The organism is Bacillus sp. 0102A (assembly GCF_036765155.1).
Lineage (GTDB): Bacteria > Bacillota > Bacilli > Bacillales > Bacillaceae > Bacillus > Bacillus subtilis_G.
The window spans coordinates 1-20,826 of record NZ_JBAIZW010000006.1 but is presented as its reverse complement, the minus strand read 5'-3'; the positions used below and the strand labels follow the sequence as shown (position 1 = coordinate 20,826).

Below are 20,826 nucleotides of genomic sequence, written 5' to 3'. Positions count from 1 at the left end.
GGAGATTAAGATGCCATTTATTACAAAAATATCAACGCAAAAAAAGAATACGGAACGCTTCAATATTTTTCTCGATGAAAAATACGCCTTTAGCGTGGACGCAGATGTGCTCGTAAAATTTGAGCTCACAAAGGGAAAAGAGCTTGATGACCTTGACATCATAGAGATTCAATACGGTGATGAAGTGAAAAAAGGCTTCAACCGTGCGCTTGACTTTTTATCCTACCGAATGCGGTCAACGAAAGAGGTAGAGGATCACTTAAAGAAAAAAGAAACCTCAGCGCCTGCAATTGCGGAAGTCATTCATAAGCTCAACGACTACAAGTACTTAAATGATCAGGAATTTGCCGCGGCCTATGTCAGCACCCACAAAAAAACGAACGGAAAAGGCCCTGATGTTTTGTTCAGAGAGCTGAGAGCGAAGGGGATTGACGACGATACAATTAAGGAGGCATTAAGTTCCTTTTCCTTTGAAGATCAGACGAGAGAAGCAGTTAAGCATGTTGAAAAGCTTCTCAAAAAAGATAAAAAACTTTCGACGAAAGAACTCAAACAGCGCGCTCAGATGCAGCTTCAGCGCAAGGGCTTCTCATTTGATGTCATCAGCGCTGCGCTGGAGCAGATTGAATATGAAAATGATGAAGACACAGAGAAAGAAGCGCTGCGCCTTCACGCCGAAAAAGCGCTTAGAAAATACCGCTATGACGGCTCGTATGAAAGCACCATGAAGGTCAAACAATTTTTATTCCGCAAAGGATTCTCACTCGATTTAATCGAGCAATTTCTGCAGGAAGAGGAGTAGCTGAAAAATGGAGAAACGATACAGTCAAATGACACCGCACGAACTCAATACCGAAATCGCATCACTTTCAGAAAAAGCAAGAAAAGCCGAACAGCACGGAATCATCAATGAACTGGCAGTGCTCGAACGGAAAATTACGATGGCAAAGGCATATTTGCTGACTCCGGAAGATTTCTCACCGGGAGAAACGTATCGTGTGGAAGACACTGAGGACGAGTTTACCATCAGTTATTTAAATGGCGTTTTCGCATGGGGATACAGAACCTCGTCTCCTCAGCGAGAAGAAGCGCTGCCAATCTCAGTATTGCAAAAAGAGAAGCAAGTGTAACAGGGAGGCTGAATATCAGCCTCTTTTTATTTGCAGCACATTTACACTGAATCTTCAAGAAAAAATCATTGAATTCACTCCAAAAATCTTTTAAGATGAACCTCGTTGTTTTTTAAAATCGAAGGAGGCGATTGACGTTGAGTATCAAAAACCCATCAGTGAAATTTATTATTTTTGTTCTTATGATTTGTACATTCTCAATCGGATACACAGAATACGCCGTGATGGGGATTTTGACGTCGATTGCCAATGACTTTGCTAATGCGCTCGGTGCGTGGATCGGCGGGATGATTTTGAGCGGAACAGGTTCTTATTCCTGGCTGTTTGCGGGCGGAGCGCTTATGACCGCATGCGGACTCGTGCTTTCAACCCTTGCCCACTTATCAGAAAAGAAGAGCGTCTATGAGTATCAGGTCAATAAAGGGTGAAGAACAGCTGCAGCGCATGCAGCTGTTCTTCTTTACCGTTTGCCGGAGGCTCTCATTTTTTCTTGAGGATGCTGATTGATTGAACCGTCAGCACGCTTTGAAGCATAGTCGTCCTTTGCTCTCGGTTCACCCTGAAATTTGTTTTCGTTTTCGTAAGGAAATCCTTTTTCTTTATTCCGGACCATGTCATTTCCCCCTAGGTTCGAGATCAAAAAGTTGCGTCTTTCCAGATGAAGACGTAAGGTTAGTATATGGAGAACAGCACGTTTTAAAGCGTCATTTTTTTCCTGAAGAAAGGAGACTGCACATGAATACGTACATTGAGAAACTGACAAATCTGCTTCTGGAAAAGAACGAGATGATCAGCTATATACAGGCAAAAACATGGGTGGAGTTGTTATGGAGCGACTTCGAAGCAACCTATGCAAAAGCCGGACACGCCTATCAGGGTGAAAAAATGACCGAAAAAATCGTCATACAATGGATCGAAAACTATGGCGGCCAGCTCCACCTTTTCCAAAGCTCCCGTGACAACGTGAATGATTACTTAAACCAAAGCAGAGGCCTTTTGCATTAAAAAACCTGCCGTTATCATCCGGCAGGTTTTTTTATACATTTGTATTCAGTACATCTTTGACCACCATTCTAATTAAAAAACCAAGAAGAGCAGTATAAGTAATCAGCTGCAGATATGATAGAGGAAGCATAGACTGATGAATCAAAACAACCCCTAGAAGTAAAACGACAATCATTACCCAATGAGATATGTAACCGGCAAAATGAGAATTTGATCGAGTTCGCTGGTCATTTTGCAAATGTACTTTTCTCCATAGTTTATTTTTATGGATACGCAGGGCAGAATAGAGAAACCTAGAAGTTCCAATAACTGCTAATATAAGTGTCAACCTTGAAGGTGCATACCAATAAAGGACATATAATAAAATAGGAAGCAGTGCTTGAAAAAATAATCCGGTACGATACGTCATGTTCATATTACCTTTCTCCTTCTATCCAGAATAATTGATCTAATGAGCAGTTCAGCACGGTAGATAATTTAATTGCAGTACCAATTGAAGGTTCATATCTTTGTTTTTCAATCGCGATAATTGTCTGTCTTGTGACTTGGATTTGTTCTGCAAGCTGGTCCTGTGTCCACCCTTTGTCTTTTCTGTATTCTTTTACGCAATTGCGCACCCCGTGCTTCATCTTGATAGATCCTCTCTATATGTAACGTCTACTTTACAAAAATAACGATACAGGAATTAGTACGTAATGTACACCTTACATTTCTTAAAATTACCTTAACAGGATAAAAAAATAAACAATATGTGTTTCACCCGCATGTCAATCAGGGAATACCACCTATATCTTGGTCAAATTGCGAGGAGGAGCTTTGTATGAAAAAGAAACAAGTAATGCTCGCTTTAACAGCTGCAGCAGGACTGGGTTTTACAGCACTTCACTCCGTGCCCGCAGCAAAAGCTGCGCCCCTTCACAACATATCTGTAAGCATGCCATCATCCGATTCTTACATCATAAAAGCAGGAAAGCTGAATGTCCGGACTGAGCCGAATCAAAAAGGCAAAATTCTTGGCACTTTATCATCAGAACAAAAAGTTACAGTCAATGGTTTCGCAAATGCCGATTGGGCTCAAATTCACTTCAAAGGAAAAAAAGCATATATTTCAACACACTTCTTAATGAAAACCGCAAGCCAAGCGAAAACGGCAAAACAGACAGCCTTCTATGCACCGACACCCGAAAACGGAAAAGCCAAACAGCTCTCATCTGGAACAGAGGTAACATTACTCGGATGGGGATTCAGTGAAAACGGCGGATTTGACTTCACCTGGGCATTTGTTGATTACGGCGGAGTCATGGGCTATGTTCAGACAAAGGACTTACAACTAGGATAAAAAAGGCAGGCCGAGGCTTGTCTTTTTGCTGAGTATGAAACATTTCTTCTTTCTGTACGTAACAATGAGAAAGGAGATGATGATATGGTTGGTTTAGTAGGCGGAGGCCTTATGGTCATAGCAGGTGTTCTGACCAAGCTGTTTCCTCCCAAGTCCATCAACAGTGTGTACGGATATAGAACGAGACGCTCAATGTCAGATGAAAAATTATGGAATGAAGCGAACCGTTACAGTGCATCATTGATGATCCTGTCAGGCTTGTTGATTGTGGGAATGGGTGTGCTGCTGAAGTCAAACTTGATCATTCTTCAGCTTAGCCTTCTGGTAACGGCCTGTGTCATCACAATGATGCTAACGGAGAAAAGGCTGAAAAACATGACGCACAGTCAAGGAGGAGATAGAAGTGGACGGAGTTAAATGCCAGTTTGTCAAAACAAATGGAATCACGCTCCACGTTGCAGCCGCAGGGCCGGAGGACGGCCCGTTAATTGTCCTGCTCCATGGATTTCCTGAGTTTTGGTACGGCTGGAAAAACCAAATCAAGCCGCTCGCCGATGCGGGTTACCGAGTCATTGCTCCTGATCAGCGAGGCTACAATCTCAGTGATAAACCGGAGGGAATTGAATCATATCGGATTGATACATTAAGAGATGATATCATCGGGCTTATTACCCAATTCACAGATGAAAAAGCAATTGTTATCGGGCATGACTGGGGAGGTGCTGTCGCATGGCATCTGGCTTCAACACGCGCCGAATATCTTGAAAAGCTGATCGCCATTAACATCCCGCACCCACATATCATGAAAAGTATAACGCCGGTTTATCCTCCACAGTGGCTGAAAAGCTCATACATCGCCTTCTTCCAGCTGCCTGACATACCGGAGGCATCACTAAAGGAAAATGATTATGAAACATTAGATCAAGCGATTGGATTATCGACACGTCCTGAGCTTTTTTCGTCCGAGGATGTCAGCAGGTACAAAGAAGCGTGGAAACAGCCTGGCGCGCTGACGGCTATGCTGAACTGGTACAGAGCCCTCAGAAAAGGAAGCCTATCAGAGAAAGCAACTTGCGAAACAGCACCTTACCGGATGATCTGGGGAATGGAAGACCGCTTTTTAAGCAGAAAGCTTGCGAAAGAAACGGCAAGGTATTGCCAGAATGGGCATCTCATTTTTGTTGATGAAGCTTCCCATTGGATTAACCACGAAAAACCAGCCATCGTCAATCAGCTTATTCTCGAATATCTTTAAAAAATATAAGCCAGAATGTCTCCCAATCGTCTGTCGTAATGGCAGACTTTTTCTGTGCGTTTTTTTCATAGTCTGTTTTAAACATGACAAAATAACATTAAAAATCATGAATGTCACCATAAAATGTAACAAAAAACAGGTTTAAACGACTTTTAAAAAAGGAATAGCCTTACTGAAGATTTGTGTAAAACTCCCCTAAGGCAGTGCTTAAAAAGAATATAAAAAGAAGGTGCCTTAATGAAACAAGGTTTAATCTCGATTATTATCCCGTCTTACAATGAAGGGTATAATGTCAAACTCATTCATGAATCCTTGAAAAAGGAATTCAAGAGCATTCATTATGACTATGAAATTTTCTTCATAAACGACGGAAGTGTCGATGACACGCTTCAGCAGATCAAAGATTTAGCAGCCGTATCCAGCCGTGTTAAATACATATCTTTTTCACGGAACTTTGGAAAAGAAGCTGCGATTCTGGCGGGCTTTGAGCATGTTCAAGGCGAAGCGGTAATTGTCATGGACGCAGACCTGCAGCATCCGACCTATTTGTTGAAGGAGTTTATCAAAGGCTACGAAGAAGGCTATGATCAAGTTATTGCCCAAAGGAACAGAAAAGGCGACAGCCCTGTCCGCTCATTCCTGTCATCTCTGTATTACAAATTCATCAATAAAGCGGTGGAGGTTGATTTGCGTGACGGTGTCGGAGACTTTCGGCTGTTAAGCCGCCAAGCTGTGGACGCTCTTTTGAAGCTGAGCGAGGGCAACCGCTTTTCAAAAGGTCTGTTTTGCTGGATCGGCTTCGATCAGAAAATCGTGTTTTATGAAAATGTTGAAAGAAAAAACGGCACATCAAAATGGTCGTTCAGCAGTCTGTTTAACTACGGAATGGACGGCGTCGTCTCATTTAATCATAAGCCGTTGAGAATATGCTTTTATACCGGCATTTTCATCTTACTGCTTTCCATCATTTATATCATTGCCACATTTTTTAAAATTTTGACGAATGGCATTTCTGTGCCCGGATATTTCACGATTATCTCAGCAGTGTTATTTCTCGGCGGAGTACAGCTGTTAAGCCTCGGAATCATAGGCGAATATATCGGGCGAATCTATTATGAAACAAAAAAACGCCCGCATTATTTGATTAAAGAAGCGAATATCCCGAACAAAGACATGCCTGAAACGAACGAACTGAAAAGCATGCGGCGCCTGACAAAAATGCACTGAAATCACCGAGCGGTGCTTTTTTTGCCTGTTTACCATCTCAAAAGCAAGACTGGAGAATTCATATGAAAAGAAAATATGTCATGATCTATGCGGCCAGTCTGCTGGTTTCCGTTCTGGCACACGCTTTTTTTGTGAAAGAATGGACGGACGGCAGATATATGACAGGTCCTGGTGACGGGCTTGCGCAAATGATCGTATTTAAAAAAATATTATTTGAACAATATACACATGGGAATTTTTTTTATAATTATTCATTCGGGCTCGGCGGCGGCACGTTCAGTCAGCTTGGCTATTATTTTTCTGCTTCCTTTCTTTTTCTTGCGGCGTCCGCCGTCGTTTGGCTGCTTCAAGCCGTCCAGCTGATCGGAGAAGCGGATACGCTTTTTTGGGCGGAATCAGCTGTTTTTATCAGTATTTTTAAACTGAGCCTGATCATCTTTACGGCCGCTTCTGTTTTTCACTATCTTCTCAAACACAGAGCGGCGTCGTTTACGGGGGCCGTATTATATGGTACCTCAATCATTTATTTCCGACACGAAGCGTATTGGGAATTTTTTACCGATACAATGATCTGGCTTCCGCTTCTTGTTCTCGGAGCAGAAAAAATCATTAGAGAGCGGCGACCGGCATGGTTTATCATTGCGTCTTCGCTGACGTTAATCAACAATTTTTACTTTGCATACATAAACCTCATATTCATCGGGATCTACGTGCTGTTCAGGTGGTTGATCCGGCTGGAGAAGCATGAAGAGAAAAGATGGATTCAAAGCAGAATGTTTGTCGTTTCAGGCCTGATTTCTTTTGGTATTAGTGCGGCGGCGTTTATGCCGGTGGTATACGGTTATTTAAACAACCTGCGCCCTCCGTACAGCCAGAACATAGAGTGGCTTAATTTCGATGATAATATCTTATTTACAAGCCGGATCATCATTTTGCCGGCCGCCTTTCTGCTGTTTTTATTTATTGTTTCTTTTTACAAAAAACGCGTGTTTCGTCTCTTTGCCGGATTGAGCCTGCTGTTTATTCTTTTTCATTTTAGTCCTTATGCGGCAAGTGCATTTAACGGCTTTTCCGCCCCGCAAAACCGGTTTGAATATGTTCTGGCCTTTACCATTGCGGGAGCGGTTGCGGGGGGATTTTCACAGCTGTCAGAACTGAAATGGAAAGAACTGCTCCCGGCTGCGTCCGTTGTCCTGCTTCTGTACTTATATCATATCCAAAGGTATAAGCTTGATATATGGAAGCCTGCGAATGAATGGATTCTATTACTTTTATTCCTGACAATCGCTGCCTTGTTTACTTCAGCCATTGCGAAAAAATGGGCAACAGTAGGTGTGTACGGTGTGGTCATTCTTTCTTCGCTGCTCGTCGCCAACACCTATCAAAAATACGCACTCTCAGAAGGCGGCGGTCTGGACAGAGTGACAAGAGCATATCTCACGGGTGAGGAGTACAGAGGGGAAGAATCTTCTGAGCTCATCAAGCGTTTACAGAAGGAAGACGATGATCCGCTCATGAGAATAGACTGGATGAATGGGGTCCGCAATAACACGCCAATCATTTACGGGTTTAATGGCTTCAGCGCTTATTCCAGCATTTTAAACAAACATCTGCTGACCTTTTATTGGAATGATTTGAGCATCGATATGGGGAGGGAAAGCGTTAGCCGTTATGCGTCATTGGGAGACAGGGCGAATTTATACAGCCTGCTTTACGGAAAATATTACATGACGGAAAAAACAAACGAAGCCAATGTCCCGTACGGCTTCAAAAAGCACTTGGAATCAGAGCATTATGCGGTTTATGAAAATCAATACATGCTTCCTTTTGTCAAAACAGCCGATGCCATATACAGCGAAACCGAGCTGGACAAATTGCCCGCTCTTGTGAAAGAACAGGCAATGCTGCAAGGAATTGTAGTAGCAGATCCAACGGGGAAAACGGAGCAGGCACCAAAACTGGCCAATCTGATTCACAAGTCGGACATCACCGCAAAGCATGCCCAGTATCAAAACGGACTGCTCACTGTGACTGGAGAAAACGGAGGAGAACTGATCATTACCCCGCAAGAGGCGTCATCCTCTCCGGGAGACTACTATGTCAGCTTTTATTTGAAAAGCAAAGCAAAAGACAAAGGATTTACGTTAAGAGTCAATGATTATGCCACAACAAGGAAATCGAACCAATCGATTTATAAAACCGGACTAAATGAGATCACGGTCAGAGTGCCTAAATCAGGCCATATCTCGATCCAGCTTCCGAAAGGATCATATGAACTGAGAAACATAGCGCTCTACGAAGAAAATTATCAAATACTGAAAAGCGCTGTGCGGAAAAATAAAACAGAAGAAGCAGACAATCTGAAATGGGATAAAAACAAACTGATGTTTGCCTATCATCTGTCAAAAGACAAGTACATCATGCTTCCCATCCCTTATGAAAAAGGTTGGGAGCTGAAGATTAACGGGAAATCACAGACGATCGAAAAAGCGGACTATGCTTTCATAGGCTTTAAGGCGCAAAAGGGAGACAATCACATTGAGCTGGCCTACTATCCGCCATACTTTAAACGATCGGCGCTCATATCTCTCGTCAGTCTGCTGCTTGCTGTTTTATATATAAGACGAAAAAAGCCCGGCTCTAAATAGAGCCGAGCTTTAATTTTTTCTGGAGCTTTTCTTCGCTGAATATCCATCCCGTATAGGATGAGCGAATCTTGAGATCATGGCCGATATGCACGATTGCCACAAAAGGATAATGGCCTTTGCTTCGGTAACGCAGGTCAATAAATCTCACCTCATAATGATCTTTAAACGTATCCACTTCCCATCGGTAAACAGGAGAAAATGACAGGAACGCCGCAATGTTATCATCCTGCTTTGCCGCATGCATCACTTCGGTTTCAGGAACAGGCACCCGATTAAACGTATCCAGAATCACGACATGCCCTTCCATGCTTCTTCCCACATAGAAAGCATGGGCTGTCGTAACTGCGATCCGCCATTGCCTGAATTTCATCGTCGGAGAAATAATGATGCTTTCGATTTCATCATGAATCATCTCATGAAGCTTCCGTTTAATTCTCAGCTGCATGATCAGGCGCACCATATAATAACCTGCCAATATGATATATAAGCTGAGAAACGTGATGCCGGGACTGCCGCCCGCGTACCATATCGCAATAGCCGCCAGATGGCTGATAAAAATAAACGGATCGAACGTATTAATCAGCCCGAGCGCAACCCACTTTTTCGAAAACGGACGTATGGCTTGTGTTCCGTATGCGTTAAAAATATCAACAAAAACATGCAGAACGACTGCCAGCAGCGTCCACAGCCACAGATGCAGAAAATCGCCCTGCGGATAAAATAAATACAGAATGACCGGGATGATCACAGACCAAAACAAAACAGCGGGAATTGAATGGGTAAATCCTCTGTGATTTCTTATATAAACAGCATTATTTTTAAGCTTTAACACAGTATCAATATCCGGAGCCTGAGAGCCCGCAAGCGTTGCGATCATAACAGCGTGAGCCATTGCCGGATCTGATCCGACAACAGGGTCAAGCGTCGCAATACCGCCAAGTGCGATGCCCATGACGACATGTGTGCCCGTATCCATAGGTGACCTCCTTGCAGGATTGTCCTGCACATTGACTTTATAAGATATTCCCCATTTTCATATACCCAATTTTTCAACCGATTTAATCGTTCTCATATGTTTCCGCTTTTTCTTTACTTCTATTTAATGTAACATATTATCGTACTGTGCCCTTAGTGTACAACAAAAAACAGTCTAAAGAAAAGCGGGGCGCGAAAGACTGGGGAGAAACACATATGAACGTACTTGAAGACAAATTAAAACAAAAAGACATACAGCAATTTCGCGATGATTTAATCTCATGGTTCGAACGAGAGCAGCGAATTCTGCCGTGGAGAGAGGATCAAGATCCATATAAAGTGTGGGTATCTGAAGTGATGCTGCAGCAAACAAGAGTAGATACAGTGATTCCTTATTTTCTGCGGTTTGTGGAACAATTCCCGACAGTGGAAGCGCTCGCTGATGCTGATGAAGAAAAAGTGCTGAAAGCATGGGAGGGGCTCGGCTATTATTCGCGAGTCCGAAATCTGCAAAGCGCGGTAAAAGAAGTGAAACAGGAATACGGGGGCATTGTTCCTCCAGACGAGAAAGATTTTGGCGGCTTAAAAGGCGTCGGCCCTTATACAAAGGGAGCTGTGCTCAGCATCGCCTACAATAAACCCGTCCCTGCGGTTGACGGAAATGTGATGCGTGTCATGTCCAGAATTCTTTCCATTTGGGATGACATAGCCAAACCAAAAACAAGGACGATCTTTGAAGATGCAGTTCGTGCATTTATTTCAAAAGAAAAACCATCTGAATTTAATCAAGGCCTGATGGAGCTTGGAGCCTTGATCTGTACGCCGAAATCACCTTCATGCCTGCTATGCCCGGTTCAGCAGCATTGCTCAGCATTTGAAGAAGGCACTGAACGGGAACTTCCCGTAAAAAGCAAAAAGAAAAAGCCAGGGGTCAAATCAATGGCCGCGATCGTTCTGACTGATGAAGACGGACAAGTGTATATACACAAACGCCCGTCAAAAGGTTTGCTCGCCAACCTGTGGGAATTCCCTAATCTTGAAACACAAAAAGGAATCAAAACCGAGCGTGAACAGCTCATTGCATTTTTAGAAACCGAATGTGGGATACAAGCTGACATCAGTGATCTGCAAGGTGTAGTCGAGCACGTTTTCACCCACCTGGTATGGAATATTTCTGTGTTTTTCGGTAAAGTAAAACAAGTGTCGGATTCCACAAAGCTGAAAAAAGTAACGAAAGAAGAGCTTGAACAATTTGCGTTCCCGGTGTCACATCAAAAAATCTGGAAGATGGCAGTGGAAGCAGCCGAATACACGGCTGCTCCGTAAACGTTCTTAATCGTAAGTGACGCGCGTGCCGTGGGTGTAGTCCGCTTCATTTCGTTTCATCCCGCCTCGCGCTTCAATTTCTTGCGCTAATTCCCGGTATTTTGATTGGCCTTCTTCGTTTAAATAAGGCATAATTTGCTGAAAGGCATGATGAAAATAGGCGAGTTCACTGTTCTTCCAATCTTTTTTGGAAACCATGTTTAATTCGCTCATATCACGTCCGACATACATAACAGAAGATCCCCCTTTACGTTCTTGCCATTATTGTTTGTGGAAATAAAAGAACTATACGCTACAAGGAGATGAGGAAAAAATGGAACAAAATAAATGCGCACTCGTAACAGGAAGCAGCCGAGGTGTCGGAAAAGCGGCAGCGATCAGGCTCGCTGAGAACGGTTATAACATCGTCATTAACTATGCACGCAGTAAAAAAGCCGCTTTGGAAACAGCGGAAGAAATCGAAAAGCTTGGTGTCAAAGTGCTTGTCGTAAAAGCAAACGTAGGACAGCAGGCAAAAATCAAAGAAATGTTTCAGCAAATTGAAGAAACGTTCGGCAGACTTGATGTTTTTGTTAATAATGCCGCTTCAGGCGTCCTGAAACCTGTCATGGAATTAGAAGAAACACACTGGGATTGGACGATGAACATTAATGCGAAGGCATTGCTTTTCTGCGCTCAGGAAGCGGCCAAGCTAATGGAAAAGAACGGGGGCGGGCATATCGTCAGCATCAGTTCACTAGGTTCTATCCGCTACCTGGAAAACTACACGACAGTTGGGGTATCTAAAGCGGCATTAGAAGCGTTAACCCGTTATCTCGCGGTTGAGCTTTCTCCAAAACAAATTATCGTCAATGCCGTATCGGGCGGAGCGATTGACACAGACGCGCTCAAACACTTCCCGAATAGAGAAGACCTGCTCAAGGATGCGCGTCAAAACACGCCGGCAGGACGCATGGTTGAGATTAAAGACATGGTTGATACTGTCGAATTTTTAGTGTCATCTAAGGCTGACATGATTCGCGGACAGACCATTATTATCGATGGCGGACGCTCGCTGCTCGTTTAAAATTTTTAAAAAAGAGGAATAGCCATACCGTCACCTGCACATTCTAATGACCGTGGAGGTGATAACAATGGCAAACCAAAATTTCAGCAAAACAAACGCACAACAAGTCAAAAAACAAAACCAACAATCAGCTGCTGGTCAAGGCCAATTCGGCACTGAATTTGCTAGCGAAACAAACGCTCAGCAAGTCAGAAAACAAAACCAGCAATCAGCTGCTGGCCAACAAGGCCAATTCGGCACTGAATTCGCTAGCGAAACAAACGTACAGCAGGTAAGACAGCAAAACCAATCTGCTGAACAAAACAAACAACAAAACAGCTAATCACTGAAACAGAAAAAAGCACTTCATCTTCGGGTGAAAGTGCTTTTTTCTGTTTGTAAAACGACAAAACTTGTGCAAGGTCTACAGAAAGAGTCAAAGGGTTTGCTTTCTTGAGATCGAAATAATGAAAGGAGGAAACGTTTAGACTTTCACCAGGCTGAAGGAGGAACCGATGACGGAATTTGAAAAGCTCGTAAGTGAACAGATGAAAACGATGGACAAGCTTCTCGAGCTCCAATCAGAGCTCGACCGCTGCAAACAAATTGAAGCAGAACTCCGGCATTTGGAAAGAGATGCAAGGCTGCGCGGTATTCAGAATGAAATTGCGGTAAAACGGAAACATCTTGCCGATATAAAGGATATGTTTCAAAAACAGACAGAGCAGGTGATTCGTTCATATCGCAGCTCAGAAAAGCCGTCTTCCTTTGTGTAGAGCAGGAATGTGCCATTCCCCGGCCGGAATGGCTCTTTTATTTTCATTTTTCAATTTGTAACGTTATAATAGGTAAAAGACGTTGTCGGTAAGCAAAATTTGGACATACTAACTGTAGGGCTTTATAGAAAGTAGGGGAGAAATATGGGCTATCCCAAGGAAGGAGAAACCATTCAAATTCACAGCTATAAGCATAACGGGCTGATTCATAGAATTTGGAATGAGACGACAATCTTAAAAAGTACAGAAATGTGTGTCATTGGAGCCAATGACCGGACGATGGTTACCGAATCAGACGGCCGGACATGGATAACCAGAGAGCCCGCAATCTGTTATTTTCACGCAAGACAATGGTTTAATGTCATCGGGATGCTGAGGGAAGACGGAGTTCATTACTATTGTAATATCAGTTCTCCATTTGCCTACGATGGCGAAGCAATTAAATATATTGATTATGACTTAGATGTTAAGGTTTTTCCTGACATGACCTACAATATTCTCGATGAAGACGAATATGATGATCATCGGAAAGCCATGAATTATCCAAAAGAAATCGACAGTATTTTAAGAGACTACCTAAACACGCTGCTCCATTGGATTCACCAGCGTCAGGGACCGTTTGCTCCCGAGTTTGTCGATATGTGGTATGAACGGTATTTGCGCTATACAAAATAATGGTTACTTAAAAAACCTGTTGCGGGGTACAACAGGTTTTTCACATGGGCTCACACACATCATGGTAAAGAGAGAGGGGGAATCAACGTGGGGGTTATGAAACGCTACATGCAGTTCGTCAAACCTTATAAGAAGCAAATTTTCGTTACCGTGTTAATCGGGATTGTAAAATTCTCCATTCCGCTTGCTCTCCCATTGCTTCTGAAGTACGTAGTTGACGACATTATTCAAGGGGGCGGCACGGCCAGTGACAAAACAACGTCATTGTTCACCATTATGGCGATTATGTTCGCCTTATTTTTAATTTTGCGCCCGCCTGTTGAATACTATAGGCAATATTTTGCCCAGTGGACAGCCAGCAAGGTGCTCTACGATATAAGAGCCAAGCTGTTTGACCATATACAGAAACTGAGCCTTCGTTTTTATGCGAATACAAGAACAGGGGAAGTCATTTCCCGGGTGATCAATGATGTGGAACAAACTAAGGATTTTGTCATCACAGGTCTGATGAATATATGGCTTGATATGCTGACGATTTTGATTGTAATCTCTATCATGCTGACACTGGACATTAAATTAACGCTGATCTCTATCGTATTATTCCCATTATACGGCATATCAGTGAAGTATTTTTACGGCCGTTTAAGAAAGCTGACAAGGGAGCGCTCCCAGGCGCTAGCTCAAGTGCAGGGGCATTTGCATGAGCGCATTCAAGGCATGCCGGTCATCAGAAGTTTTGCGATAGAAGATCATGAACAAGCTAATTTTAATGAGAAAAACAGCCATTTCTTAAATAAAGCCATCAGCCACACGAATTGGAATGCCAAAACCTTTGCGGTCGTTAATACCATTACAGATTTGGCACCGCTCATTGTGATTGCGTGCGCCGGCTATTTTGTTATAAATGGACCGCTGACAGTCGGAACAATGGTCGCGTTTGTCGGATATATTGACAGAATGTACAACCCAGTTAGAAGGCTGATTAATTCCTCTACAACATTAACGCAGTCAATTGCATCAATGGACAGGGTGTTTGAATTTATTGATGAGCCTTATGAGCTCACCGACAAACCAAATGCCATTAAAGCCAACCAAATTCGCGGTGAAGTGGAATTTCATCATGTTTCGTTTCAATATGAGAAGGAAAAAGAAAACATTCTCCATGACGTCTCTTTAAAAGTAAATAGAGGGGAAACCGTAGCTCTCGTGGGCATGAGCGGAGGAGGCAAATCCACACTCGTCAGCCTGATTCCGAGATTTTATGATGTGACAAGCGGCAGACTGCTGATTGACGGGACAGATATTCGCGATTATGAAGCGAGAAGCCTTCGCAACCAGGTTGGTATGGTGCTTCAGGATACCTTTTTATTCAGCGAAACGATTCGGGAAAACATCGCAATCGGCCAACCTGATGCCACGCTGGAAGAGATTATCGAAGCCGCTAAAGCTGCCAATGCCCATGAATTTATTATGAGTTTCCCAGAAGGGTATGAGACCCGGGTAGGTGAAAGAGGCGTTAAGCTGTCAGGCGGACAAAAGCAACGGATCTCAATCGCGCGAGTATTTCTGAAAAATCCGCCGCTCCTGATTTTAGATGAAGCGACATCAGCTCTTGATCTGGAAAGTGAGCATTACATTCAAGAAGCGATGGACAAACTGGCAAAGGACAGAACAACATTCGTTGTCGCCCATCGCTTATCGACCATCACACATGCGGATAAAATTGTGGTCATGGAAAACGGCACAATCACCGAAACCGGAACCCATCATGAACTCATGGACTATGAGAGTCAGTACAAGCACTTATTTACCATTCAAAATTTAAGCTGAAACATTTATCTTATACCCTTTCAACGAAGGGTATAAGATTTTTTTGTATAAAAAAACCCGGCTGTTTAACCGGGTTACTCTTCTGTCTCTATTTCGCAGTCTTTCGGATGATACGTTTGAAAACTTGTGATAAGAGTTTCTAAATGTTCAAGCTGATCACGATACTCTACGGCACTTGCCATAATGTTAAGCATATTGTAATCAATTAGCTCATCATCAGTATTCTGCTGATTTTTCAAAAACGACTTGGTTAAAAGCTGCTTATATTGAATGCCTTCTTCATCTGCGTCATCATGCGGCTTGATTTTGCCGACAAACCTCATCAAAATCCGTTCATGCCAGTAAAGCAGGTAATCAAGCTCTTCAGTCAGAGTTTCCTGAAACTCTTCCGGCATATGATAGATGTCGTTTTCCAGACGATGCAGCTTCTTCAATGTATCAAGCGCTCTGTTTCCAGTAATAATTGCCTGTCTGAACAGGACAAGCTTTCTTGATTTCACATAAGTCGTTTTCTTAAAGTAACTTCTTTCTTCTTTATATAGAAGATAAGTCTGATCAAGCTTGATCATTTTTTCTTTCAGCTTTTCAATATCCTCTTTCAAAATCGAATGCTCTGTTGACTGCCGCATGCTCAGCCTGATCCATTTCATAATTTCTTCTGTATTTTCAACGGTATTATGAATCAGCTTTGTTTCGTACTTAGGAGGCAAAAACACAAGGTTGACGATAAAAGAAGACAGCACCCCCAAGATGACTGTGCTTGTTCTGATCAGCGCGAACATTAAAAAGTCGTCGCCGGCGGTTTCTAAAATCGCAATAACTGTTACAAGTGCGATCGAAATTGTATGCTCAATTTTAAGTTTCAGCATAATTGTAATAACAATAACTGCTGTCAACCCGATCATAATCGGGCTGGGTCCAAAAATAAGGCCGAACACTGTGGCGATAACAGCTCCGATAATATTGGCCTGAACCTGATCAATAATAATGAGAAAAGAGCGGTAAATCGACGGCTGAATCGCAAATATCGCTGCAATCCCAGCGAAAATCGGCGCGGGAAGCCCGATCCACGAAGCCAAATAAAGAGCCAGTGTAATCGCAATCCCGGTTTTGAAAATGCGGGCACCAAGTTTCATTGGTTTGTGCGTGCATTCCTTTCTATAATAAATTATGTGACATAGCAAATGGCTATCCTTAAAATTCCCAGTCAGTTTATTTGCTAAACAATTAAGTAATATACAGGGATCAATACAAATATTCAAGCTATTTTTTCAAGAAAAAGACCAAAATCTTACACGCTGTGGGAATGAATGAAAAAACAGGAGCTTTATGCTCCTGTCCAAGGGGTGTGATCCTAGTTTTTAAGATGTTTAAAAGCATCCTCGACAGCTGCAAGCGTGTCTTTAATATCCTGCTCTGTGTGTGCTGTTGTAATAAACCAGGCTTCATATTTAGATGGTGCTAAATTAATTCCGCGTTCCAGCATCAGCTTGAAAAACGTAGCGAATGTTTCCCCGTCACTGCGTTCAGCCTGCTCGTAATTTTCGATTTTCTCCTCAGAGAAATAAACCGTGAGTGCACCCTTTAACCGGTTGACAGTAATCGTGATGCCGTGTGTTTCTGCGTGCTGTAAAATGCCTTCCTCCAGCATAGCGCCAAGATGATCGAGCTTTTCATACAAGCCTTCCTCTTTGAGCACTTCCAAACAAGCGATGCCTGATAGGATGGAAGCGGGATTACCGGCCATTGTTCCAGCCTGATAAGCCGGTCCGAGCGGAGCTACCTGCTCCATAATTTCTTTTTTACCCCCATAGGCGCCAATCGGAAGTCCGCCGCCGATAATTTTTCCGAGTGCGGTTAAATCCGGTTTCACCTGTAAGAGATCCTGCGCGCCGCCATACATAAAGCGGAAAGCCGTAATGACTTCATCGTAAATAACGAGAGCGCCCGCATCGTGTGTCAATTCATTTACTTTTTCCAAGAAGCCCTCTTTCGGCTCAACAATTCCAAAGTTGCCGACAATCGGCTCAACGAGAACCGCCGCGATTTCACTGCCCCATTTATCAAGGGCTGCTTTATAGCTGTCAATATCATTAAATGGAACTGTGATTACTTCGTTTGCGATGCTTTTCGGTACGCCGGCTGAGTCTGGCGTGCCGAGAGTAGACGGGCCAGAGCCGGCTGCGACAAGAACAAGATCCGAATGCCCGTGATAACAGCCTGCAAATTTAATGATTTTTGTCCGGCCTGTATATGCGCGAGCCACGCGGATGGTCGTCATCACAGCCTCTGTTCCCGAATTAACGAATCTTACTTTGTCCATAGCGGGAATGGCTTCTTTGAGCATCTTTGCAAATGTAACCTCATGTTTCGTCGGTGTTCCATACAATACACCGTTCTCTGCCGCTTTTTTAATTGCTTCTGTAATATGCGGGTGGGCATGTCCGGTAATGATCGGACCGTACGCCGCTAAATAATCGATGTATTTGTTGCCGTCCACATCCCAAAAATAAGCGCCGTTTGCTTTTTCCATTGCGACGGGAGAACCGCCGCCGACCGCTTTATATGATCTAGACGGGCTGTTTACTCCGCCGACAATGTGCATTAATGCCTCGTTGTGAAGTTCAATTGATTTTGTATGCAAAAATAAAAACCTCCTATATCTCCATGCGTCCTTTCTATTGTAGCATGCTTCCCAATAAGAACAACGGATTCGGGCTTAAGATGGAGGGGACGATGGTTGTAATCTGGACAAGAATTGGATACGCTTAATAAAAAACATTCGGAGGTAATGCAATGACTATAGAAATCGGACAAAAAGCGCCTGATCTTGAGTTAAAGGGCGATCATGGGGAAACAGTAACATTATCGGATTATAAAGGGAAGTATATCGTGCTTTACTTTTATCCAAAAGACATGACACCGGGATGCACAACTGAAGCATGTGATTTTCGGGACAGCCATGAAAGCTTCGCTGAACTTGATGCTGTTATTATCGGCGTCAGCCCGGACAGCCAGGAAAAACACGGAAAATTTAAAGAGAAGCATAACCTTCCATTTCTGCTTCTTGTTGATGACGAACATAAGCTGGCGGAAGCATTTGATGTTTGGAAGCTGAAGAAAAACTTTGGAAAAGAATATATGGGAATTGAGCGCTCTACTTTTTTGATTGATAAGGAAGGCCGGCTCGTTAAAGAATGGAGAAAGGTAAAAGTAAAAGACCATGTAGCCGAAGCGCTTCAGACACTCAAGGATATGTCGGAAAAGTAAACTGATTTGGTTACTTTCACCCTGATATCAATTGACAAATTATCGTAAAAAGAGTTACACTAATTATAAACATTACAATGTAAGAATTTTTTTTAGAAGAGAGGTGCATGACGGATGGCTGCACATGAACTAAAAGAAGCCTTAGAAACGTTGAAGGAAACCGGAGTTCGCATTACTCCTCAACGTCATGCGATTCTGGAATATCTCGTTAACTCTATGGCTCATCCAACAGCGGACGATATATATAAAGCTCTGGAAGGGAAGTTTCCTAACATGAGCGTAGCGACGGTATATAACAATTTGCGTGTGTTCCGGGAATCCGGTTTGGTAAAAGAGCTCACATACGGTGATGCTTCCAGCAGATTCGATTTTGTCACATCCGATCACTATCACGCGATCTGTGAAAACTGCGGCAAAATTGTGGACTTCCACTACCCGGGCCTTGACGAAGTGGAGCAGCTTGCTGCACATGTCACGGGCTTTAAAGTAAGTCACCACCGTTTAGAAATTTACGGCGTCTGCCAAGAGTGTTCAAAAAAAGAAAACCATTAAAAATAAGCTGACCGTACGAAACGGTCAGCTTATTTTATTTGGACATTTTCTTTTTATTATAAGACTCATCAAATTCTTTTCCTTCTAAGCCCCTATCTAAAGTCAGCGGCTCTCTGCAATGCATGCACATATCTACTCTCCCCAAAACCTTTGTCTCTTTTTCACAGCCTGGACATATGACGCGGACCGCTTTGGTCGAAAGCATACCGATCCAAAAGTAAACAACCGTGCTGAGCCCGATGGATAAAAGCCCTAGTATCATAAACAAACTAGAAAGCAAAACTGACTCCTTGAAAAAGATCCCGATGTACATAATGACAAACCCAACGAAAACCAAACTTAACGCAAATGTTCTGATTTTATTAATTTTGCTGGAGTATTTCGCCATGTCCATCCCCCTCTGACTTTAACTATAGCACAAACCCAATGGGATTTTCTTCATGTTTTCGGTTGAACTGGAATTTACATATGGAGACTTCCTGTGAAATTGTTTATAATAGTTCAATGTGTTTAGAATAAAGGAATTTCGTTTTAACCATAGAATTGAATCAAATAGAAAATAAAAAAATTGAACATTTGCATTGGAGGAATAGTGATGGATAATCTTCTCCGTCCAATTTACCAAGAAAGAGCAAGTCACCCCAACACATTGGCTGTCATAATGATCGAGAGAAGAAACAAAACATCTTCCTTAACAGATAACTTTGATGCCGCTTTGCTGGTGATTGTAAAGGAGGCTTACGAGCCTGTTTTTATAAAGCATTATGAATTTGATCATAAAACAGCTTCTTTGCATGTGGTAACAGATTCTCAGATTCAAGAATGGATTTTGCTCGGGACAAATAGAAGAATCATAGATTGGATTATAAATGGAAAAGTCATGTTTGACCGCAATGAATACATTGCCGAACAGATTGAGAGACTGAATACATTTCCGTTTGCCGAACGTAAACTGAAGATCGGACTTGAATACGGCAAATTAATCAGAAGATATGTTGAAGGAAAAGCTTTTTTTGAAGCCAATCAATTTTTAGATGCCTACAACGCGGTTGTTCATGCACTGCATCATTTAGCGCGTATAGAAGTAATCGACAGAGGATTCCATCCGGAAACCACGGTATGGAGCCAAGTGCGCCAGATGGAGCCTCAAGTATACAAATTATATTCTGAGCTGATTGAAAGTCACGAGAGCTTGGAAAAAAGACTTGAATTATTATTTCTAGCAAATGATTTTCTTATCCATTCTAAATCAGATATCGGGTCGGCACATCTTTTTGAGGTGATGAAAGAAAAAGACATTTGGCAATTTGGGGAGCTTCTTCAGCATCCTGACTTAAAGCACTTTACTCAAGACCTTGGCGTTATGCTTGATTACCTGACTGACAAGGGACTTATTAACGTCTGCCAGATAGAAACGAAAGGACAGGCTGTCTATCACCGAGGATATTCTTTCAAAAAAGATGTTGACTCTAATTCTTGACCGTGTTATATTATTAAACGTCGCTGATGTGCTTCTGGAAAAATGAGCTCACAGCGGCGGAGAAATAAATTGAAAAACATTTGACAAAAGAAAGTCAAAATGTTATATTAGTAAAGTCGCTTCAACAAGAAGTGAAAATGATCTTTGAAAACTAAACAAGACAAAACGTACCTGTTAATTCATTTTTTATAAAATCGCACAGCGATGTGCGTAGTCAGTCAAACTAGGGCCTGCACAATGCAGGTCACGCAGGTGTCACCGCAGGATGCGGTGGACTTAACCTGTGATCCATT

General features: G+C 42.7%; 25 protein-coding genes and 1 pseudogene. 18 read left to right on the top strand and 8 right to left on the bottom strand.

Going from position 1 to position 20,826, the window contains the following annotated elements:
* Positions 1–10: 10 nt before the first annotated feature.
* The 3 genes and pseudogenes from recX to V6D41_RS14340 form a co-directional block, all read left to right on the top strand.
* Complete coding sequence (gene recX / locus V6D41_RS14350) at positions 11–802, top strand: recombination regulator RecX (RefSeq protein WP_333518649.1); 792 nt, start codon at positions 11–13, stop codon at positions 800–802.
* A gap of 7 nt (positions 803–809) precedes the next feature.
* Positions 810–1,130 carry a YfhH family protein gene (locus V6D41_RS14345; protein ID WP_333518648.1) on the top strand — a complete coding sequence of 107 codons (321 nt, stop codon included), beginning with the start codon at positions 810–812 and terminating at the stop codon, positions 1,128–1,130.
* Positions 1,131–1,375: 245 nt separating this feature from the next.
* Positions 1,376–1,558: pseudogene (locus V6D41_RS14340) on the top strand (MFS transporter); the annotation flags it as partial.
* 32 nt (positions 1,559–1,590) lie between these two features.
* On the opposite strand, the gene V6D41_RS14335 reads toward V6D41_RS14340, so the two are convergent.
* Entirely contained in the window at positions 1,591–1,743 is a 153-nt protein-coding gene (locus tag V6D41_RS14335; RefSeq protein ID WP_010330867.1) for a small, acid-soluble spore protein K, read from the bottom strand.
* A 122-nt stretch (positions 1,744–1,865) separates the two neighbouring features.
* Here V6D41_RS14335 and V6D41_RS14330 point away from each other — a divergent pair, with 122 nt between their 5' ends.
* On the top strand, positions 1,866–2,135 hold the full coding sequence (locus V6D41_RS14330; RefSeq protein ID WP_087992615.1) for a YfhJ family protein: 270 nt from the start codon (positions 1,866–1,868) through the stop codon (positions 2,133–2,135).
* 31 nt (positions 2,136–2,166) lie between these two features.
* On the opposite strand, the gene V6D41_RS14325 is transcribed toward V6D41_RS14330, so the two are convergent.
* Positions 2,167–2,550 carry a hypothetical protein gene (locus V6D41_RS14325; protein WP_333518647.1) on the bottom strand — a complete coding sequence of 128 codons (384 nt, stop codon included), beginning with the start codon at positions 2,548–2,550 and terminating at the stop codon, positions 2,167–2,169.
* 1 nt (position 2,551) lies between these two features.
* Positions 2,552–2,764 carry a helix-turn-helix transcriptional regulator gene (locus tag V6D41_RS14320; RefSeq protein WP_087992617.1) on the bottom strand — a complete coding sequence of 71 codons (213 nt, stop codon included), beginning with the start codon at positions 2,762–2,764 and terminating at the stop codon, positions 2,552–2,554.
* A gap of 191 nt (positions 2,765–2,955) precedes the next feature.
* Here V6D41_RS14320 and V6D41_RS14315 point away from each other — a divergent pair, with 191 nt between their 5' ends.
* The 5 genes from V6D41_RS14315 (at position 2,956) to V6D41_RS14295 (ending at position 8,604) form a co-directional block, all read left to right on the top strand.
* Positions 2,956–3,474 (top strand): SH3 domain-containing protein, encoded by a 519-nt coding sequence (locus tag V6D41_RS14315; protein WP_333518646.1) that lies wholly within the window; start codon positions 2,956–2,958, stop codon positions 3,472–3,474.
* An 84-nt stretch (positions 3,475–3,558) separates the two neighbouring features.
* Complete coding sequence (locus V6D41_RS14310; protein WP_333518645.1) at positions 3,559–3,891, top strand: SdpI family protein; 333 nt, start codon at positions 3,559–3,561, stop codon at positions 3,889–3,891.
* Positions 3,878–4,729: an alpha/beta fold hydrolase gene (locus V6D41_RS14305; protein WP_333518644.1), complete on the top strand. Its 852-nt coding sequence runs from the start codon at positions 3,878–3,880 to the stop codon at positions 4,727–4,729. Before V6D41_RS14310 ends, V6D41_RS14305 begins: the two co-directional genes overlap by 14 nt.
* A gap of 237 nt (positions 4,730–4,966) precedes the next feature.
* Positions 4,967–5,956 carry a glycosyltransferase family 2 protein gene (locus V6D41_RS14300; protein ID WP_333518643.1) on the top strand — a complete coding sequence of 330 codons (990 nt, stop codon included), beginning with the start codon at positions 4,967–4,969 and terminating at the stop codon, positions 5,954–5,956.
* 62 nt (positions 5,957–6,018) lie between these two features.
* On the top strand, positions 6,019–8,604 hold the full coding sequence (locus V6D41_RS14295) for a YfhO family protein (RefSeq protein ID WP_333518642.1): 2,586 nt from the start codon (positions 6,019–6,021) through the stop codon (positions 8,602–8,604).
* On the opposite strand, the gene V6D41_RS14290 is transcribed toward V6D41_RS14295, so the two are convergent.
* Positions 8,597–9,580, bottom strand: coding sequence for a metal-dependent hydrolase (locus V6D41_RS14290; RefSeq protein WP_087992622.1), 984 nt, complete (start codon positions 9,578–9,580; stop codon positions 8,597–8,599). The two genes, V6D41_RS14295 and V6D41_RS14290, sit on opposite strands and share 8 nt — an antisense overlap.
* 215 nt (positions 9,581–9,795) lie before the next feature.
* Here V6D41_RS14290 and mutY point away from each other — a divergent pair, with 215 nt between their 5' ends.
* Positions 9,796–10,905, top strand: coding sequence for an A/G-specific adenine glycosylase (gene mutY, locus V6D41_RS14285; RefSeq protein WP_333518641.1), 1,110 nt, complete (start codon positions 9,796–9,798; stop codon positions 10,903–10,905).
* Between the two features lie 6 nt (positions 10,906–10,911).
* Here mutY and V6D41_RS14280 read toward each other — a convergent pair whose 3' ends face one another.
* Positions 10,912–11,136, bottom strand: a complete 225-nt coding sequence (locus V6D41_RS14280) for a hypothetical protein (protein ID WP_148963672.1) — start codon at positions 11,134–11,136, stop codon at positions 10,912–10,914.
* Positions 11,137–11,218: 82 nt separating this feature from the next.
* Between V6D41_RS14280 and fabL the strand changes: the two genes are divergently transcribed.
* The 5 genes from fabL to V6D41_RS14255 all read left to right on the top strand — a co-directional run bounded on the left by fabL (position 11,219) and on the right by V6D41_RS14255 (position 15,231).
* Entirely contained in the window at positions 11,219–11,971 is a 753-nt protein-coding gene (gene fabL, locus V6D41_RS14275; RefSeq protein WP_333518640.1) for an enoyl-[acyl-carrier-protein] reductase FabL, read from the top strand.
* A gap of 67 nt (positions 11,972–12,038) precedes the next feature.
* Complete coding sequence (locus V6D41_RS14270; protein WP_148963673.1) at positions 12,039–12,293, top strand: gamma-type small acid-soluble spore protein; 255 nt, start codon at positions 12,039–12,041, stop codon at positions 12,291–12,293.
* A gap of 172 nt (positions 12,294–12,465) precedes the next feature.
* A complete protein-coding gene (locus tag V6D41_RS14265) occupies positions 12,466–12,726 on the top strand; it encodes a YgaB family protein (protein WP_087992627.1) in 261 nt (86 codons plus the stop codon).
* A 144-nt stretch (positions 12,727–12,870) separates the two neighbouring features.
* Positions 12,871–13,401: a nucleoside tri-diphosphate phosphatase gene (ntdP, locus tag V6D41_RS14260; RefSeq protein WP_003223272.1), complete on the top strand. Its 531-nt coding sequence runs from the start codon at positions 12,871–12,873 to the stop codon at positions 13,399–13,401.
* Positions 13,402–13,488: 87 nt separating this feature from the next.
* Entirely contained in the window at positions 13,489–15,231 is a 1,743-nt protein-coding gene (locus tag V6D41_RS14255) for an ABC transporter ATP-binding protein (RefSeq protein ID WP_333518639.1), read from the top strand.
* Between the two features lie 74 nt (positions 15,232–15,305).
* Here the strand turns inward: V6D41_RS14255 and V6D41_RS14250 are convergent, their stop codons facing one another.
* Together V6D41_RS14250 and V6D41_RS14245 are read right to left on the bottom strand one after the other, a co-directional pair.
* The gene (locus V6D41_RS14250; protein WP_333518638.1) at positions 15,306–16,367 is read right to left on the bottom strand and encodes an aromatic acid exporter family protein; all 1,062 of its coding nucleotides are present in this window, start codon (positions 16,365–16,367) and stop codon (positions 15,306–15,308) included.
* Between the two features lie 218 nt (positions 16,368–16,585).
* On the bottom strand, positions 16,586–17,875 hold the full coding sequence (locus tag V6D41_RS14245) for a glutamate-1-semialdehyde 2,1-aminomutase (protein ID WP_333518637.1): 1,290 nt from the start codon (positions 17,873–17,875) through the stop codon (positions 16,586–16,588).
* Positions 17,876–18,027: 152 nt separating this feature from the next.
* Between V6D41_RS14245 and bcp the strand changes: the two genes are divergently transcribed.
* Positions 18,028–18,501, top strand: coding sequence for a thioredoxin-dependent thiol peroxidase (gene bcp, locus V6D41_RS14240; protein ID WP_003223280.1), 474 nt, complete (start codon positions 18,028–18,030; stop codon positions 18,499–18,501).
* A 114-nt stretch (positions 18,502–18,615) separates the two neighbouring features.
* Entirely contained in the window at positions 18,616–19,053 is a 438-nt protein-coding gene (perR, locus tag V6D41_RS14235; protein ID WP_003223285.1) for a peroxide-responsive transcriptional repressor PerR, read from the top strand.
* 34 nt (positions 19,054–19,087) lie between these two features.
* Here the strand turns inward: perR and V6D41_RS14230 are convergent, their stop codons facing one another.
* The gene (locus V6D41_RS14230) at positions 19,088–19,441 is read right to left on the bottom strand and encodes a YgzB family protein (RefSeq protein WP_148963677.1); all 354 of its coding nucleotides are present in this window, start codon (positions 19,439–19,441) and stop codon (positions 19,088–19,090) included.
* A 207-nt stretch (positions 19,442–19,648) separates the two neighbouring features.
* On the opposite strand from V6D41_RS14230, the gene V6D41_RS14225 reads away from it, so the two are divergent.
* Positions 19,649–20,533, top strand: a complete 885-nt coding sequence (locus V6D41_RS14225; protein ID WP_333518636.1) for a nucleotidyltransferase-like protein — start codon at positions 19,649–19,651, stop codon at positions 20,531–20,533.
* Positions 20,534–20,826: the final 293 nt, after the last annotated feature.

Coding starts and splice junctions, on each gene's coding strand:
- recX (WP_333518649.1), top strand. CDS start 11: ATGCCATTTATTACAAAAATATCAACGCAAAAAAAGAATACGGAACGC.
- V6D41_RS14345 (WP_333518648.1), top strand. CDS start 810: ATGGAGAAACGATACAGTCAAATGACACCGCACGAACTCAATACCGAA.
- V6D41_RS14335 (WP_010330867.1), bottom strand. CDS start 1,743: ATGGTCCGGAATAAAGAAAAAGGATTTCCTTACGAAAACGAAAACAAA.
- V6D41_RS14330 (WP_087992615.1), top strand. CDS start 1,866: ATGAATACGTACATTGAGAAACTGACAAATCTGCTTCTGGAAAAGAAC.
- V6D41_RS14325 (WP_333518647.1), bottom strand. CDS start 2,550: ATGAACATGACGTATCGTACCGGATTATTTTTTCAAGCACTGCTTCCT.
- V6D41_RS14320 (WP_087992617.1), bottom strand. CDS start 2,764: ATGAAGCACGGGGTGCGCAATTGCGTAAAAGAATACAGAAAAGACAAA.
- V6D41_RS14315 (WP_333518646.1), top strand. CDS start 2,956: ATGAAAAAGAAACAAGTAATGCTCGCTTTAACAGCTGCAGCAGGACTG.
- V6D41_RS14310 (WP_333518645.1), top strand. CDS start 3,559: ATGGTTGGTTTAGTAGGCGGAGGCCTTATGGTCATAGCAGGTGTTCTG.
- V6D41_RS14300 (WP_333518643.1), top strand. CDS start 4,967: ATGAAACAAGGTTTAATCTCGATTATTATCCCGTCTTACAATGAAGGG.
- V6D41_RS14295 (WP_333518642.1), top strand. CDS start 6,019: ATGAAAAGAAAATATGTCATGATCTATGCGGCCAGTCTGCTGGTTTCC.
- V6D41_RS14290 (WP_087992622.1), bottom strand. CDS start 9,580: ATGGATACGGGCACACATGTCGTCATGGGCATCGCACTTGGCGGTATT.
- mutY (WP_333518641.1), top strand. CDS start 9,796: ATGAACGTACTTGAAGACAAATTAAAACAAAAAGACATACAGCAATTT.
- V6D41_RS14280 (WP_148963672.1), bottom strand. CDS start 11,136: ATGTATGTCGGACGTGATATGAGCGAATTAAACATGGTTTCCAAAAAA.
- fabL (WP_333518640.1), top strand. CDS start 11,219: ATGGAACAAAATAAATGCGCACTCGTAACAGGAAGCAGCCGAGGTGTC.
- V6D41_RS14270 (WP_148963673.1), top strand. CDS start 12,039: ATGGCAAACCAAAATTTCAGCAAAACAAACGCACAACAAGTCAAAAAA.
- V6D41_RS14265 (WP_087992627.1), top strand. CDS start 12,466: ATGACGGAATTTGAAAAGCTCGTAAGTGAACAGATGAAAACGATGGAC.
- ntdP (WP_003223272.1), top strand. CDS start 12,871: ATGGGCTATCCCAAGGAAGGAGAAACCATTCAAATTCACAGCTATAAG.
- V6D41_RS14250 (WP_333518638.1), bottom strand. CDS start 16,367: ATGAAACTTGGTGCCCGCATTTTCAAAACCGGGATTGCGATTACACTG.
- bcp (WP_003223280.1), top strand. CDS start 18,028: ATGACTATAGAAATCGGACAAAAAGCGCCTGATCTTGAGTTAAAGGGC.
- perR (WP_003223285.1), top strand. CDS start 18,616: ATGGCTGCACATGAACTAAAAGAAGCCTTAGAAACGTTGAAGGAAACC.
- V6D41_RS14230 (WP_148963677.1), bottom strand. CDS start 19,441: ATGGCGAAATACTCCAGCAAAATTAATAAAATCAGAACATTTGCGTTA.
- V6D41_RS14225 (WP_333518636.1), top strand. CDS start 19,649: ATGGATAATCTTCTCCGTCCAATTTACCAAGAAAGAGCAAGTCACCCC.